Raw genomic sequence first — 14,088 nt, 5'->3', positions numbered from 1 at the left:
TTCTTCGTCCCTGTCCCCACGGGTGTTCCGGACCGTTCACAAGAGAGAGTGTGAGGGTGCTCGTACTCGTCGCTCCCGGCCAAGGCGCCCAGACGCCCGGCTTCCTGACTCCCTGGCTCGAACTCCCCGGTGCCGCCGACCGCATCTCGGCCTGGTCCGACGCCATCGGGCTCGACCTCGCCCACTACGGCACCGAGGCCGACGCCGAGGCGATCCGTGACACCGCGGTGGCGCAGCCGCTGCTGGTCGCCGCCGGTCTGCTGTCCGCCGCCGCGCTCGACGCGTCGCCCGACATCGTCGCAGGTCACAGCGTGGGTGAGATCACCGCAGCCGCCCTCGCCGGAGTCATCGGCGACGAGACGGCCCTCCGTCTCGTACGTACCCGTGGGCTCGCCATGGCCGACGCCGCAGCGGTCACCGAGACCGGCATGGCGGCGCTGCTCGGCGGCGATCCCGAGGTGACGATCCCGCACCTGGAGAAGCTCGGGCTGACCCCGGCCAACGTCAACGGCGGCGGCCAGATCGTCGCCGCCGGCACCGCCGCGCAGATCGCCGCGCTGACCGAGGACAAGCCCGAGGGCGTACGCCGCGTGGTGCCCCTCAAGGTCGCCGGCGCCTTCCACACGCACCACATGGCGCCCGCCGTCGACCGGCTGCGCGAGGCCGCCCAGGCGCTGAAGATCGCCGACCCGACCGTGACATATGTCTCGAACGCCGACGGGAAGCCCGTGGCCATCGGCGACGAGGTCATCTCGCGGCTGGTCGGTCAGGTGGCCAACCCGGTCCGCTGGGACCTGTGCATGGAGACCTTCAAGGAGATGGGCGTCACGGCTCTCATCGAGGCGTGCCCCGGCGGCACCCTCGCGGGTCTCGCCAAGCGCGCGATGCCCGGTGTGCAGACCCTCGCGCTCAAGACCCCCGACGACCTCGACGCGGCCCGCGCGCTCATCTCCGAGCACGCGGGCGCCTAAGGAGCCCGAGAGCATGTCGAAGATCAAGCCCAGCCAGGGCGCCCCGTACGCACGCATCATGGGTGTCGGCGGCTACCGCCCGACCCGTGTCGTGCCCAACGAGGTGATCCTCGAGACGATCGACTCGTCCGACGAGTGGATCCGCTCGCGCTCCGGCATCGCCACCCGCCACTGGGCCTCCGAGGAGGAGACCGTGGCCGCGATGTCCGTGGAGGCGTCCGGGAAGGCCATCGCCGATGCCGGGATCACGCCGGAGCAGATCGGCGCCGTGATCGTCTCCACCGTCTCGCACTTCAAGCAGACCCCGGCCATCGCGACCGAGATCGCCCACCAGGTCGGCGCGGGCAAGCCCGCCGCCTTCGACATCTCGGCCGGCTGCGCGGGCTTCGGCTACGGGCTGACCCTCGCCAAGGGCATGATCGTCGAAGGTTCGGCGGAGTACGTTCTCGTCATCGGCGTGGAGCGGCTCAGCGACCTCACCGACAAGGAGGACCGCGCGACGGCCTTCCTCTTCGGCGACGGCGCCGGCGCGGTCGTCGTCGGCCCCTCCAAGGTTCCCGCCATAGGCCCGACCGTCTGGGGCTCCGAGGGCGACAAGTCCGAGACGATCAAGCAGACCGTGGCGTGGGACGAGTTCCACGCCGAGCGCCCGGAGAAGTTCCCGGCCATCACGCAGGAGGGCCAGGCGGTCTTCCGCTGGGCCGTCTTCGAGATGGCGAAGGTCGCCCAGCAGGCGCTGGACGCGGCCGGGATCGCCCCGAAAGACCTGGACGTCTTCATTCCGCACCAGGCCAACATGCGGATCATCGACTCGATGGTGAAGACCCTGAAGCTGCCGGAGAACGTCACGGTCGCCCGTGACGTGGAGACCACCGGCAACACCTCCGCCGCCTCGATTCCGCTCGCTATGGAGCGGCTTCTGGCGACCGGTCAGGCGAAGAGCGGCGACACCGCGCTCGTCATCGGCTTCGGGGCGGGTCTCGTCTACGCCGCGACGGTCGTTACTCTCCCCTAGGCACACCGGACCTTCCGGTCCGGACGTCCGAACCCTGCAGAAACACATCGAAGGAGCGCCAACATGGCCGCCACCCAGGAAGAGATCGTCAACGGTCTCGCCGAGATCGTCAACGAGATCGCCGGTATCCCGGTCGAGGACGTCCAGCTGGACAAGTCCTTCACCGACGACCTGGACGTCGACTCGCTGTCCATGGTCGAGGTCGTCGTCGCCGCCGAGGAGCGCTTCGACGTCAAGATCCCGGACGAGGACGTCAAGAACCTCAAGACGGTCGGCGACGCTGCCGACTACATCCTCAAGCACCAGGCCTGATCAGGCCGGCTCCTGTGTCGCCACCCGGCGGTGGCGCCGCTGATTCACGACCCTCTACACGTGGAGAAGATTTTCCAGTGAACTCGACCAATCGCACCGTGGTCGTCACCGGTATCGGCGCAACCACTCCGCTGGGTGGCGACTCGGCGTCGACCTGGGAAGGTCTGATGGCCGGTCGTTCCGGCGTCAAGCCTCTCGAGGGCGAACGTTTCGCCGAACTGCCCGTCCGGATCGCCGCGATCGCGGCCGTCGACCCGGGCGACGTCCTGCCCCGCCCGCTCGCCCGCAAGCTGGACCGCTCGGCGCAGTTCGCAATGATCGCGGCCCGCGAGGCGTGGGCGGACGCCGGCTTCACCGGCAAGGCCGGTGAGGACGACAAGGTCCAGCCCGAGCGGCTGGGCTCGGTCATCGCCTCCGGTATCGGCGGCGTGATCACCCTGCTCGACCAGTACGACGTGCTCAAGGAGAAGGGCGTACGCCGCGTCTCCCCGCACACCGTGCCCATGCTCATGCCCAACGGCCCGGCCGCCAACGTCGGCCTGGAGATCAACGCCCAGGCCGGTGTGCACACTCCGGTCTCCGCCTGCGCCTCGGGCGCGGAGGCGATCGGGTACGCCGTCGAGATGATCCGCACCGGCCGTGCCGATGTGGTCCTCGCCGGTGGCACCGAGGCGGCGATCCACCCGCTGCCGATCGCCGCGTTCGCCAACATGATGGCGATGTCCAAGCACAACGAGGAGCCCGAGAAGGCGTCGCGTCCGTACGACACGGGCCGTGACGGCTTCGTCCTCGGCGAGGGTGCCGGGATCGTCGTCCTGGAGTCCGCGGAGCACGCCGCCGCGCGTGGCGCCAAGGTCTACTGCGAGGTGCTGGGCCAGGGTCTGTCCGCTGACGCCCACCACATCGCGCAGCCCGAGCCGACCGGCCGTGGCATCGCCGCCGCGATGCAGAACCTGCTGGACCAGACGGACCTCAAGCCGTCCGAGGTCGTGCACCTCAACGCGCACGCCACGTCGACGCCGCAGGGCGATGTCGCGGAGCTGAAGGCTCTGCGCAAGGTTCTGGGCGACGACCTCGACCACGTCGCGATCTCCGCGACGAAGTCGATGACCGGTCACCTCCTCGGTGGCGCGGGCGGCATCGAGACCGTCGCGACGGTCCTGGCGCTGCACCACCGGATGGCTCCGCCGACGATCAACGTGGAGCACCTCGACGAGGCGGTGGAGGCGGACATCGTGCGCGACGAGCCCCGGCCGCTGCCCGAGGGGTCGATCGCCGCCATCAACAACTCGTTCGGCTTCGGCGGTCACAACGTGGTCCTGGCGTTCCGCAGCGTCTGACCTGCGGTCCGCGGCCCGGTATCCACGCCGAAGCCCGCCTCCCCCGAGTGGGGAGGCGGGCTTCGGCCATGAAATCCGGCGCTTGAGGCGCGGGGCGTTTCGGGGGCGCTGCCCCCGGACCCCCGCGCCTCAAGCGCCGGAGGGGCTTGATTTTGCCGGGTTCGGCTTGGATTTGCCGGATGCAGGGTGAATTTCAGCCTCGCCGGCGCTTGAGGCACGGAGGTCCGGGGCGGCGCCCCCGGTCACGGGCTCACACCACCTGGTGCAGCCACCGCACCGGCGCGCCCTCTCCCGCGTGGCGGAAGGACTCCAACTCGTCGTCCCACGGCTTGCCGAGCAGCTTGGCGATCTCGGCCTCCAGGTCGGTCTCGCCCCGCACCGACCGCGCCAGCGCAGCCCGCAACCGGTCCTCGGGCACCAGGATGTCGCCGTGCATGCCGGTGACGGCGTGGAAGATGCCCAGTTCGGGCGTGGAGCTGTAGCGCTCGCCCTCCGACGTGGGGCTCGGCTCAGCCGTCACCTCGAAGCGCAGCAGATCCCAGCCGCGCAGCGCGGAGGCCAGTTTCGACGCCGTGCCGGGCCTGGCCTGCCAGGAGAACTCGGACCGCCAGGTACCGGGCGCGGCCGGCTGTCTGATCCAGTCCAGCTGGACCCGCACACCGAGGACACCCGCCACCGCCCATTCGACATGGGGGCAGAGCGCGCGCGGTGCGGAGTGAACGTACAGAACTCCACGTGTCGTCACCGGGACCTCCAGTGTGGGACGAAGTTCGCCTTCCCCAGCGGCCTCGCGCCCGTACCGTCTCTTCTCGGCCGGTTCCCGAGGTTGTCATCAGTAAACAGCATCGGGGTGAAACTCCTGAAAAGGGACAGTATGTGACGTGATGTGATTTACAGAAAGCCACCCGAATAGAGCCGGGTGAGGGGAAGCGCCGCTGGTTCGACGAGGAAAAGCTACCGCGCGGCGGCGTCCGAGGTGTGACGTACCGTCGGTCCTGGGCCCATCATTCGCTCAGCTTTCACCCTGCGGGGCGCCCGGGCCTTCCGACCGGTGCCACAAGGTGTTGCCGGGGGCATAACCGAGGGGAGCCAAGGGATGCAGGATCGTTCCGCCCGCCACCGTTCGCGTACCGTGGCCGCCGTCCTGACGGCCGTCTCGTTGCTCGGTACGGCCGCTCTGACCGGCTGCGACGCCGACCGGGACGGGACGACGAAGGGGGCGACGGCCGAAAAGCGGCGGCCGCCCGCCGAGCCGGGCCCGCTCTGGGACCGCAGACCGGGGTCGCTGGCCGCCGTCGGTGACTCCATCACCCGCGGTTTCGACGCCTGTTCCGTGCTGGCGGACTGCCCGGAGGTGTCCTGGGCGACCGGCACGGACAGCAGGGTGCGCAGCCTCGCCGTGCGGCTGCTCGGTGAGTCGGGGGCCGCCGAGCGCAGCTGGAACCATGCCGAGACGGGGGCCAGGATCGCGCAGTTGCCGGAGCAGATGGCGCTGGCCGCGAAGGAGAAGCCGGATCTGGTGACGGTGATGATCGGGGCCAATGACGCCTGCCGGGACTCGGCACGGATCATGACTCCGGTGGCGGATTTCCAGGCGTCGTTCGAGGCTTCGATGCGTCAGTTGCGCGCCGGGGCGCCGAAGGCGCAGGTGTATGTGTCGAGCGTGCCGGATCTCAAGCGGCTCTGGTCCACAGGGCGCGAGAATGCGCTGGGCAAGCAGATCTGGAAGCTGGGGATCTGTCAGTCGATGCTGGGTGACGCGGACGACATGGGCGCGCGCGCCGTGGCCCGGCGTACCTCGGTGCAGGAGCGGGTCGTGGCGTACAACGACGTGCTGCGGAAGGTCTGCGCGAAGGATCGGCGCTGCCGTTACGACGGCGGAGCTGTTTTCGACTACCGGTTCACCGGCGAGCAGCTCAGCCAGTGGGACTGGTTCCATCCGGGGCGGAACGGGCAGGCGCGGCTGGCGGAGATCGCGTACCGCAACGTCACCTCGGCCCGGCCCCCGGCGTAGGGTTTGTGATCATGGACACAGGTTCGAGCACGGCGCTGCGTACGGAAGAGTTCGGCACCCTCGCGGACGGCACCGTAGTGCACCGCTGGACGCTGGAGCGGGACGGTACACGAGTGCGTGTCCTGACGTACGGCGGCATCGTGCAGTCGGTCGAGGTGCCCGGCCGGGACGGGGTGCGGGCGGGTGTGGCGCTCGGGCTGCCGGATCTCGCCGGGTACGAGACGTATGCGGGTCCGTATTTCGGCGCGCTGGTCGGGCGGTACGCGAACCGGATCGGTGGTGCCTGTTTCGAACTGGACGGGCGGACGCACCGGGTGACGCGCAATGAGGGACGCAACCATGTGCACGGCGGGGCCCGGGGCTTCGACAAGCGCGTGTGGCAGGCGCGGGAGGTGGCGGACGGTGTCCGGCTCTCCCTGGTCTCCGAGGGCGGCGAGGAAGGCTTCCCGGGACGTCTGACGGTGTCGGCGACGTACACCCTGGACGAGGGCGGGGCGCTGCGGATCGCGTACCGGGCGACGACGGACGCCCCGACGGTGCTGAACCTGACGAATCACACGTACTGGAATCTCGCGGGCGGCGACAGTGGCAGCGCGCTCGGGCAGGTGCTGCGGATCGCGGCCGGGCAGATCACTCCGGCGGACGCCGAGTCGCTCCCGACGGGCGAGTTCCTGCCGGTGGACGGGACCCGGTTCGACTTCCGTGAGCCGAAGCCGGTCGGCGCGGGCTACGACCACAACTTCGTGCTGGAGGGTGCCGGCTCGGGCCCGGTGGCCGAGCTGTACGACGCGGTGTCGGGGCGCGCCCTGACCGTCACCACGACGGAGCCCGGGATGCAGCTGTACACGGCGGACCACTTCGACGGGCGGCCGTTCGGGCCGTGTGCCGGGATCGCGCTGGAGACCCAGCACTTCCCGGACTCCCCGAACCGGCCCGAGTTCCCGAGCACGGTGCTGCGGCCGGGCGAGGAGTACGTCTCGACGACGGTGTACGGATTTGCGGTGCGCTGAGGTGGGCTGAGGTGCGCTGACGGCATGAATCGGCATGAGGAGAGCCCCGGAGCGGGGTCAGGCACCGCGCCGGGGCTCTCCTGTACCGGGGGCCGCTACTCCTTGATGTCCACGGCCGTCGTCAGGCGTACGTCACCGAGCGAGTGGGCCGCCTGCACCTCGTACGTGCCGGGGACGAGGGTCCAGCCGTACGCCGTCTCGTCCCAGATCTCGTACGCGCGCCGCTCCAGCGGAATCACTGCCTCGGCACTCTCGCCGGGGGCCGCCTCGACCCGTACGAAGCCGGCCAGCCAGCGGACCGGACGTTCGGCGGTGTCCTCCTGGGGCGCCAGGTAGAGCTGGACGGTCTCGGCTCCGGGCCGGGTGCCGGTGTTGCGGAGGCGGACGGTGGCGGTGTCGGGGCCGGCCACCAGGCTCTCGTACTCCCAGGTGGTGTAGCCGAGTCCGTGGCCGAAGGGGTAGGCGGGCGCGGTGCCGGCCTTCTCCCAGGCCCGGTAGCCGACGAAGACGCCCTCCTCGTAGTGGAGTTCGCCGCCGGTGGGGGTGGTGGAGGAGACCGGGACGTCGGCGAGCGCGACCGGCCAGGTGGTGGGGAGGCGGCCACCCGGTTCCTCGGCGCCGAGCAGGACATCGGCAAGGGCGTGACCGGCCTCCTGGCCGGGGAACCAGCTGAGCAGGACCGCGGCGACCTCGTCGCGCCACGGAAGCTCCACCGGGGAGCCGGAGTTGACGATCACGACGGTGTTCGGGTTGGCGGCGGCGACGGCCCTGACGAGGTCGTCCTGGTGGCCGGGGAGCTTCAGGTCGGTGCGGTCGAAGCCCTCGGACTCGACGCGTTCGGTGGTGCCGACGACGACGATCGCGGTGTCCGCGGCGCGGGCCGACTCGACGGCCTCGGCGATCAGCTCCTGGGGGTCGCGACGCGGGCCGAGGTGGCAGAAGGAGAACGAGACGCCGGGGATCGGCTCGTCGTCGTCCAGGGTGTCGGGGATCAGCCGCAGGGAGACCTCGACGGGTTCGCCTGCGGTGAGGACGATCCGGCCGCGCTCCACGGGGTTGCCGAAGAACGCCTCGCCGGGGTCGTCCGAGTCGGTGACCCGGTGGACCTCGTCGTACAGGGTCTCGCCGGCGACGGTGAGGGTGAGCCCCCCGGTGCCGCGGGTGCCGAAGATGTGCTCGCCGTCGTTGCGCGGGACGAAGGTGCCGGTGATCTCGACGCTGTGCAGCGTCTCGCGGGTCACGCCCTCGGGGAGGCCGTCGCCGATCCACTGGACGGTGCCGCTGTGCAGCGGGGCCGAGCCGATGACGGTGCCGGAGGCGTCGTAGCAGACGGCCCTGAGCTCGAAGCCCTTCTCCGCGGGGGTGAGATCGTCGTTCGGGTCGGCGCCGACGCGGTAGTCGAGGACGCCCTCGGGGAGGGCGGCGGTGAGGCCGTCCAGCGGCGAGACGATGTGGTGCGGGAAGACCTGGGCGGAGCCGCCGCCGAGGACCCGGGCGTCCTGGGCGAGCGCCCCGCTGAGCGCGACCTTGCGGACGGCGGCCGGGTCGATGGGGAGCGCGGCGCGTTCATTGCGTACGAGGACGAAGGAGCGGCGGGCGATCTCGCGGGCCAGGGCGTCGCCGTCGACGGTGTCGGGGCGTCCGGCCTCGTCGACGACGGGCGGGGCGCCGTCCAGGATGCCGACGCGGGCGGCCAGCCGCAGCACATTGCGTACGGCCCCGTCGACGACGGACTCCTCGACCTCACCGGCCCGTACGGCGTCGGCGAGCGCCTTCCCGTACACGGTCCTGGGGCCCGGCATGGCGACGTCGAGGCCACCGTTGACGGCGGCGACGGTGGAGCGGGCGGCCAGCCAGTCGGAGACGATGTAGCCGTCGAAGCCCCATTCGCCGCGCAGCACCGCGTTCTGCAGATAGCGGTGCTCGGTCATGGTGGAGCCGTTGACCTGGTTGTACGCGGCCATGATGCCCCACGGGTGGGCGTTCTTGACGATCCTTTCGAACGGGGCGAGATAGATCTCGCGCAGGGTTCGCGGGGCGACGATGTTGTCGACGGTGAAGCGGTCGGTCTCGGCGTCGTTGGCGACGAAGTGCTTGACGGTCGTACCGACGCCGCCGTCCTGCACGCCCCGCACATAGCCGGTGCCGATCTCGCCGGTGAGGTACGGGTCCTCGCTGTACGTCTCGAAGTGGCGCCCGCCGAGCGGGGACCGGTGGAGGTTCACGGTCGGGGCGAGAAGGACGTGCACCCCCTTGCGGCGGGCCTCCTGGGCCAGCAGCCGGCCGGCCCGGCGGGCCAGGGCCGGGTCCCAGGTCGCGGCGAGCGCGGTGGGCGAGGGCAGTGCGACGGACGGGTCGTCGGCGGTCCAGGAGACCCCGCGGACGCCGATCGGCCCGTCGGACATCACCAGGGAGCGCAGCCCGACGGCGGGGAGTCCGGGCAGCGACCACATGTCCTGGCCGGCCAGGAGCCGCGTCTTGTCGTCGAGCCCCAGTGCGGCCAGCGCCGCATCGACAGCGGCCTCACGAACCGCATCGGGATTGGTGGATGTGGACGCGCCTGCCACGGCCGTACCTCCTCGTCGGATTCCTGCACTGAATGTCTCCATACTGACTCCGCTGCCGGTAGAGCAGTAGGCTTCGTTATCGGTCTGTAATTTACGGGAATGGCGTACGGTCCTCGGGGCGGAACCGATGGAGCACCGGAAGGGGCCGGAGATGGTGCGGACCAGAAGCGCGGAGCGGCGGGCGGAGATTCTCCGCGCCACTTTCGAAGTGATCGCCGAGCGCGGCTATCGCGGCGCCACACTGAGCGCCGTCGCCGAGCGGGTCGGCCTCAGCCAGCAGGGGCTCCTGCACTACTTCCCGACCAAGGAGGCGCTGCTCGTCGCCGTGCTGGAGGAGCGCGACCAATGGGACACGGGCGGCGGCACCCGGAGCGACGGCACGTGGCGGATCGATCTGCTGGCCTCGCTCGTCGAGTACAACGCGATGCGGCCCGGCATCGTCCAGACGTTCTCGGCGCTGCTCGGCGAGAGCGTGACGGAGGGTCATCCCGCGCGGGAGTTCTTCACCCGCCGCTACACCCAGGTCCGGGCGAGCATGGCGGCGATGCTGCGCGCCGAGTACGGCGAGCGGCTGCCGGGCGGCCTGAGTCCGGAGCGCGCGGCGCCGCTGCTGGTGGCGATGATGGACGGGCTTCAGTACCAGTGGCTGCTGGACCCGGATTCGGTGGACATGCCGGCGGCTTTCCAGGACTTCCTGACGCTCTTGCGGTCGACGGAATCGGATGCTCCGGAGAACCCTCGATCATGACATGACCTGCAGCGACGCCTGTACGACAAGATCGACAATCCCCACCTGCGGGTGATTTCCGAGCGATCTACGCGCGTCCGGGCAAAGGTCACCCTCCCGGGCGCCTCAGGGTGGGGCGCATGACTTCCAAGCCTGCCGGGCCTTCCTCCGGCCTGCCCTCCCGGCGCACCGTGATCACAGGTGCCGCCGCCGGTGCCGCCGCCCTTGCCACGACCGCCGTGGGCTCCGCAAGTGCCGCCGCGCCGGGCGCCCTTGGTGCGTCCGCCGCATCCGGTACCGCGCTCGCGCCCGCGGCCGCCCCCGGCTCGGACTGGGACGCCTGCCTGACCATCGCCCGCGCCATCCTCGTACGCGACGAACAGGACCAGCCGCTGGTCCCCCGCTACCGCGACATCCTGCTGTCCAAGGGCCTGCCGCGCAGCCGCAAGGCCCCCAAGAAGGTGCTGGTCGTCGGCGCGGGCCCGGCCGGGCTCACCGCCGCCCATCTGCTCCGCAGCGCAGGGCACACGGTCACCGTGATCGAGGCCAACGGCAACCGCGTCGGCGGCCGGATCAAGACCTTCCGCAAGGGCGGACACGAGAACGCGAAGGCGCCGTTCGCCGACCCGAAGCAGTACGCCGAGGCCGGCGCCATGCGGATCCCCGACAGCCACCCGCTCGTCACCGGGCTCATGGACAGTTTCGACCTGAAGCGCCGCCGCTTCTACCTGGTCGATGTCGACACCGAGGGCCGGCCGGTCAACCACACCTGGATCCATGTCAACGGCATCCGGATGCGCAAGGCCGACTACGCACAGAAGCCGCAGGCGATCAACCGCTCGTTCGGGGTCCCCGCGGAGTTCGAGAACAAGACCGCCGCGACGATCGTGCGGGAGGCCTTCGCACCCGTGCGCAAGGAGTTCGAGGGCAAGGAGGGCCGCGAACTCGTCGAGGGCTGGGCGCGGGTCATCCAGCGGTACGGACACTGGTCGATGTTCCGCTTCCTGACCGAGGCGGCCAAGCTCGACGAGCGCACCATCGACCTCATCGGCACGGTCGAGAACCTCACCTCCCGGCTCCATCTCGCCTTTGTGCACAGCTTCATCGGGGCCTCCCTGATCAGCCCGGACACCGCGTTCTTCGAGCTGCCGGACGGCACGGCCACCCTTGCCGACGCGATGTACAAGCGGGTCAAGGACATCGTGCGGCTGGACCGCCGGGCCACCAGGATCAGCTACGGCGCGGACCGCGTCCGGGTCGAGACGGTCTCCGAGGGCCGGGACGGCAAGCCGCTCGTGCGCGAGACGTTCACCGGCGACCGGGCGGTCATCACCGTGCCGTTCTCCGGGCTGCGCCACATCCCCGTCGCTCCCGCGCTCTCGTACGGGAAGCGCCGCGCGATCACCGAGATCCACTACGACGCGGCGACCAAGGTGCTGCTCGAATTCAGCCTCCGCTGGTGGGAGTTCGAGGAGAAGGACTGGAAGAGCGAGCTGGACAAGGTCCGGCCCGGTCTGTACGAGGCCTACCGGCTGGGCAGGGCGCCGGCCGACGGTTCACTGCTGGGCGCCCACCCCTCCGTACCGCCCGGTCATCTCCCGCCCAACCAGCGCGTGCACTACGCGGCGTACCGGGCCACCGCCCGCAACCAGCCCGAGGCGGCGCATGTCATCGGCGGCGGATCGGTCACCGACAACCCCAACCGCTTCATGTTCCAGCCGTCCCACCCGGTCAAGGGGAGCTCGGGCGGCGTCGTCCTCGCCTCGTACAGCTGGGCCGACGACGCGCTGAAGTGGGACTCGCTGGACGACGACGAGCGCTATCCGCACGCCCTGGGCGGGGTGCAGGACGTGTACGGGCAGCGCATCGAGGTCTTCTACACGGGCGTCGGCGCCACCCAGTCGTGGATGCGTGATCCGTACGCGTACGGCGAGGCCTCGGTGCTGCTGCCGGGCCAGCACACCGAGCTGTTCGCCGATGTGCGCTCGGTCGAGGGGCCGCTGCACTTCGCCGGCTGCCACACCTCGATCAAGCCGGCCTGGATCGAGGGGGCCCTGGAGTCGGCGGTCAGGTCCGCGCTGGAGGTGCACAGCAGCTGACCCGTGTCCGGCGGGCGTCGCTCAGCGGGCCAGGATCTTCAGTGCCCTCCCAGGCCCAGGGTGACGCCCAGTCCGACGAGCACCGATCCGATGCCCCGGTTGAGGACCTTCTGCCACCTCAGCATCGCGGTGCGCAGACGCGCATTCGAGAAGAACAGCGCGACCAGGCCGAACCAGCCGAGATGGGCGACGGACATGAACAACCCGTAGCCGGCCTGCTGCCACAGGCCGGTTGTGGGCCCGACGACCTGGGTGAAGGTCGACACGACGAAGAGCGTGGTCTTGGGGTTGAGCGCATTGGTGAGGAAGCCGGTGCGCAGGGCCCCGAGCCGGGTCAGCTGCGGCTTCGAGTCCAGGTCGACGCCGAGATCGCTGCGGGCGAGGAAGGTCCGCACCCCGATGTAGACGAGATAGGCCGCGCCGACCAGTTTGATCGCGGTGAACAGGGCGGTCGAGGACGCGATCAGCAGCCCGACGCCGAGCATCGTGTACGTGACATGGACGAGCACGCCCGCGGCGACTCCGACGGCGGCCAGCAGCCCGGTCGTACGGCCGTAGAGACAGCTGTTGCGGACGACCATCGCGAAGTCCGCGCCCGGACTGATGACGGCGAGGACGGTGATGACGGCGACAGCGATGATCTCGGTCATGGGCGCGGAATCTTCTCAGCCCTTGTCGAGGGTGTAGCGGGCGGGGGTCGCGTCATCGTCCCCGTCCTCGTCGGACGCCACCAGGTCCCGTGCCAGCAGGGTGGCTCCGGCGACGGCGCCCGGCATCAGGAACACGGCGACGAACGGGACGAGGAAGGCTATTCCCAGCGGTACGCCGAAGCCGAGGGTCAGCATGCGGCGCCCGCGCAGCAGGACGAGGCGGTCCTTCAGGACCATGCCGCGGCGCTGGAGTGCGACAGCGGTGAGCTCCTCGGCGAGGAAGTAGCCGGTGACGCAGAAGCCGATCACGGGGACGACGGTCTGGCCGACGACCGGAATGAATCCGAGGGCGAAGAGCAGCACCGCGTACAGCCCCACCCGCACCAGGATGCGGACGCTGTCGCGGGCGGATATCCACAGCTCCTGCCAGAGCGGCAGCCCGGACTCGGGGACATCGCCGCCTTCCGTACGGTCGACCTGCTCGGAGAGCGACTCGTAGAAGGGCTGGCCGACCAGCAGCGTCACGGCGGTGAACGTGATCACGGCGAGGAAGAGGCCGAGGCCGAAGACCAGCACGGTCAGGGTGTTACGGAGCAGGCCGATCCAGGGCGATGACCAGTCGTCGGCGAAGGGGGTCGCCCAGGTCACCAGGTTGTCGGCGCCGTAGCCGAGACCGACGAGCGCCGCCGCATACAGGACGAGGGTGATGAGTCCGGGCAGCAGCCCGAAGCCGAACCAGCGTCCGTGTCCGCCGACCCATCGCTGTCCTTTTATCAAGTAGCCGAAGCCCACCCCTAGATCACGCATGGCGTCAGCGTACTGGTGGGGGCGAGGGCCCTTCCCGCCGCGGTGTGTCCGGTGCACGGCCGAGGGCCGCACCCCCGCGGGGGTGCGGCCCTCGGCCGGTTTCGAGCGGTCAGGCGACCGACAGCTCGACCTTGATGTTGCCGCGCGTGGCGTTCGAGTAAGGGCACACCTGGTGGGCCTTCTCGATGAGCGACTGCGCGGTTGCGGTGTCGACGTTCGGAATGGTGGCGGTGATCGCGACCTCCAGACCGAAGCCGCCCTCGGCGGTCTTGCCGATGCCGACCGCGGCGGTCACCGTGGAGCCGGCGATGTCGGCCTTCTCCTGACGGGCCACGACGCCGAGTGCTCCCTGGAAGCAGGCGCTGTAGCCGGCCGCGAAGAGCTGCTCCGGGTTGGTGCCCGCGCCGCTTCCGCCCATGGCCTTGGGCGGGTTGACGATGACGTCGAGGTTGCCGTCGTCGGACGAGACGCGGCCGTCACGGCCGTTCTCGGCGGTGGCGACGGCGGTGTAGGCAACAGTGATGTCCTGAATGGCCATGCCGGAAATTCCTTCTGCTGTGCGCCGCGACTCGCGCC

Annotated in this window: 13 protein-coding genes; 8 read left to right on the top strand and 5 right to left on the bottom strand. The window is 70.3% G+C overall.

Going from position 1 to position 14,088, the window contains the following annotated elements; translation table 11 throughout:
* Window positions 1–56 precede the first annotated feature (56 nt).
* The 4 genes from ACIPEK_RS27935 (at window position 57) to fabF (ending at window position 3,638) form a co-directional block, all read left to right on the top strand.
* Complete coding sequence (locus ACIPEK_RS27935) at window positions 57–971, top strand: ACP S-malonyltransferase (RefSeq protein WP_402001350.1); 915 nt, start codon at window positions 57–59, stop codon at window positions 969–971.
* A gap of 13 nt (window positions 972–984) precedes the next feature.
* A complete protein-coding gene (locus tag ACIPEK_RS27930; protein WP_383080548.1) occupies window positions 985–1,986 on the top strand; it encodes a ketoacyl-ACP synthase III in 1,002 nt (333 codons plus the stop codon).
* A 63-nt stretch (window positions 1,987–2,049) separates the two neighbouring features.
* Window positions 2,050–2,298, top strand: coding sequence for an acyl carrier protein (locus ACIPEK_RS27925; protein ID WP_030925892.1), 249 nt, complete (start codon window positions 2,050–2,052; stop codon window positions 2,296–2,298).
* Window positions 2,299–2,375: 77 nt separating this feature from the next.
* Window positions 2,376–3,638, top strand: a complete 1,263-nt coding sequence (gene fabF / locus ACIPEK_RS27920; RefSeq protein ID WP_402001345.1) for a beta-ketoacyl-ACP synthase II — start codon at window positions 2,376–2,378, stop codon at window positions 3,636–3,638.
* Between the two features lie 250 nt (window positions 3,639–3,888).
* Here fabF and ACIPEK_RS27915 read toward each other — a convergent pair whose 3' ends face one another.
* Window positions 3,889–4,383 carry a DUF3145 domain-containing protein gene (locus tag ACIPEK_RS27915; RefSeq protein WP_114244370.1) on the bottom strand — a complete coding sequence of 165 codons (495 nt, stop codon included), beginning with the start codon at window positions 4,381–4,383 and terminating at the stop codon, window positions 3,889–3,891.
* A 351-nt stretch (window positions 4,384–4,734) separates the two neighbouring features.
* Here ACIPEK_RS27915 and ACIPEK_RS27910 point away from each other — a divergent pair, with 351 nt between their 5' ends.
* Complete coding sequence (locus ACIPEK_RS27910; RefSeq protein WP_402001342.1) at window positions 4,735–5,652, top strand: SGNH/GDSL hydrolase family protein; 918 nt, start codon at window positions 4,735–4,737, stop codon at window positions 5,650–5,652.
* Window positions 5,653–5,663: 11 nt separating this feature from the next.
* Complete coding sequence (locus tag ACIPEK_RS27905; protein WP_402001339.1) at window positions 5,664–6,662, top strand: aldose epimerase family protein; 999 nt, start codon at window positions 5,664–5,666, stop codon at window positions 6,660–6,662.
* 95 nt (window positions 6,663–6,757) lie between these two features.
* Here ACIPEK_RS27905 and ACIPEK_RS27900 read toward each other — a convergent pair whose 3' ends face one another.
* Entirely contained in the window at window positions 6,758–9,229 is a 2,472-nt protein-coding gene (locus tag ACIPEK_RS27900; protein ID WP_402001336.1) for a glycoside hydrolase family 3 protein, read from the bottom strand.
* A 151-nt stretch (window positions 9,230–9,380) separates the two neighbouring features.
* On the opposite strand from ACIPEK_RS27900, the gene ACIPEK_RS27895 reads away from it, so the two are divergent.
* Together ACIPEK_RS27895 and ACIPEK_RS27890 are read left to right on the top strand one after the other, a co-directional pair.
* Window positions 9,381–9,977, top strand: a complete 597-nt coding sequence (locus ACIPEK_RS27895; RefSeq protein ID WP_402001333.1) for a TetR/AcrR family transcriptional regulator — start codon at window positions 9,381–9,383, stop codon at window positions 9,975–9,977.
* Between the two features lie 119 nt (window positions 9,978–10,096).
* Window positions 10,097–12,055 carry a flavin monoamine oxidase family protein gene (locus ACIPEK_RS27890; RefSeq protein ID WP_402001330.1) on the top strand — a complete coding sequence of 653 codons (1,959 nt, stop codon included), beginning with the start codon at window positions 10,097–10,099 and terminating at the stop codon, window positions 12,053–12,055.
* Window positions 12,056–12,093: 38 nt separating this feature from the next.
* On the opposite strand, the gene ACIPEK_RS27885 is transcribed toward ACIPEK_RS27890, so the two are convergent.
* From ACIPEK_RS27885 to ACIPEK_RS27875, 3 genes are all read right to left on the bottom strand, one after another.
* Window positions 12,094–12,705: a LysE family transporter gene (locus ACIPEK_RS27885; RefSeq protein ID WP_383080570.1), complete on the bottom strand. Its 612-nt coding sequence runs from the start codon at window positions 12,703–12,705 to the stop codon at window positions 12,094–12,096.
* A 15-nt stretch (window positions 12,706–12,720) separates the two neighbouring features.
* Window positions 12,721–13,512: an EI24 domain-containing protein gene (locus ACIPEK_RS27880; protein WP_402001327.1), complete on the bottom strand. Its 792-nt coding sequence runs from the start codon at window positions 13,510–13,512 to the stop codon at window positions 12,721–12,723.
* 109 nt (window positions 13,513–13,621) lie between these two features.
* Window positions 13,622–14,050, bottom strand: coding sequence for an organic hydroperoxide resistance protein (locus tag ACIPEK_RS27875; protein WP_402001324.1), 429 nt, complete (start codon window positions 14,048–14,050; stop codon window positions 13,622–13,624).
* Between the last annotated feature and the right edge of the window lie 38 nt (window positions 14,051–14,088).

The sequence above is a fragment of the Streptomyces sp. NPDC088246 genome, assembly GCF_044741025.1.
Classification (GTDB): Bacteria; Actinomycetota; Actinomycetes; order Streptomycetales; family Streptomycetaceae; genus Streptomyces.
This window is presented reverse-complemented; position numbering and strand designations above follow the sequence as displayed.

Bases quoted from the DNA above. Each gene is read 5' to 3' on its own strand.
- ACIPEK_RS27895 (WP_402001333.1), top strand. From the start codon at position 9,381: ATGGTGCGGACCAGAAGCGCGGAGCGGCGGGCGGAGATTCTCCGCGCC.
- ACIPEK_RS27905 (WP_402001339.1), top strand. From the start codon at position 5,664: ATGGACACAGGTTCGAGCACGGCGCTGCGTACGGAAGAGTTCGGCACC.
- ACIPEK_RS27885 (WP_383080570.1), bottom strand. From the start codon at position 12,705: ATGACCGAGATCATCGCTGTCGCCGTCATCACCGTCCTCGCCGTCATC.
- ACIPEK_RS27930 (WP_383080548.1), top strand. From the start codon at position 985: ATGTCGAAGATCAAGCCCAGCCAGGGCGCCCCGTACGCACGCATCATG.
- ACIPEK_RS27890 (WP_402001330.1), top strand. From the start codon at position 10,097: ATGACTTCCAAGCCTGCCGGGCCTTCCTCCGGCCTGCCCTCCCGGCGC.
- ACIPEK_RS27880 (WP_402001327.1), bottom strand. From the start codon at position 13,512: ATGCGTGATCTAGGGGTGGGCTTCGGCTACTTGATAAAAGGACAGCGA.
- ACIPEK_RS27910 (WP_402001342.1), top strand. From the start codon at position 4,735: ATGCAGGATCGTTCCGCCCGCCACCGTTCGCGTACCGTGGCCGCCGTC.
- ACIPEK_RS27925 (WP_030925892.1), top strand. From the start codon at position 2,050: ATGGCCGCCACCCAGGAAGAGATCGTCAACGGTCTCGCCGAGATCGTC.
- ACIPEK_RS27875 (WP_402001324.1), bottom strand. From the start codon at position 14,050: ATGGCCATTCAGGACATCACTGTTGCCTACACCGCCGTCGCCACCGCC.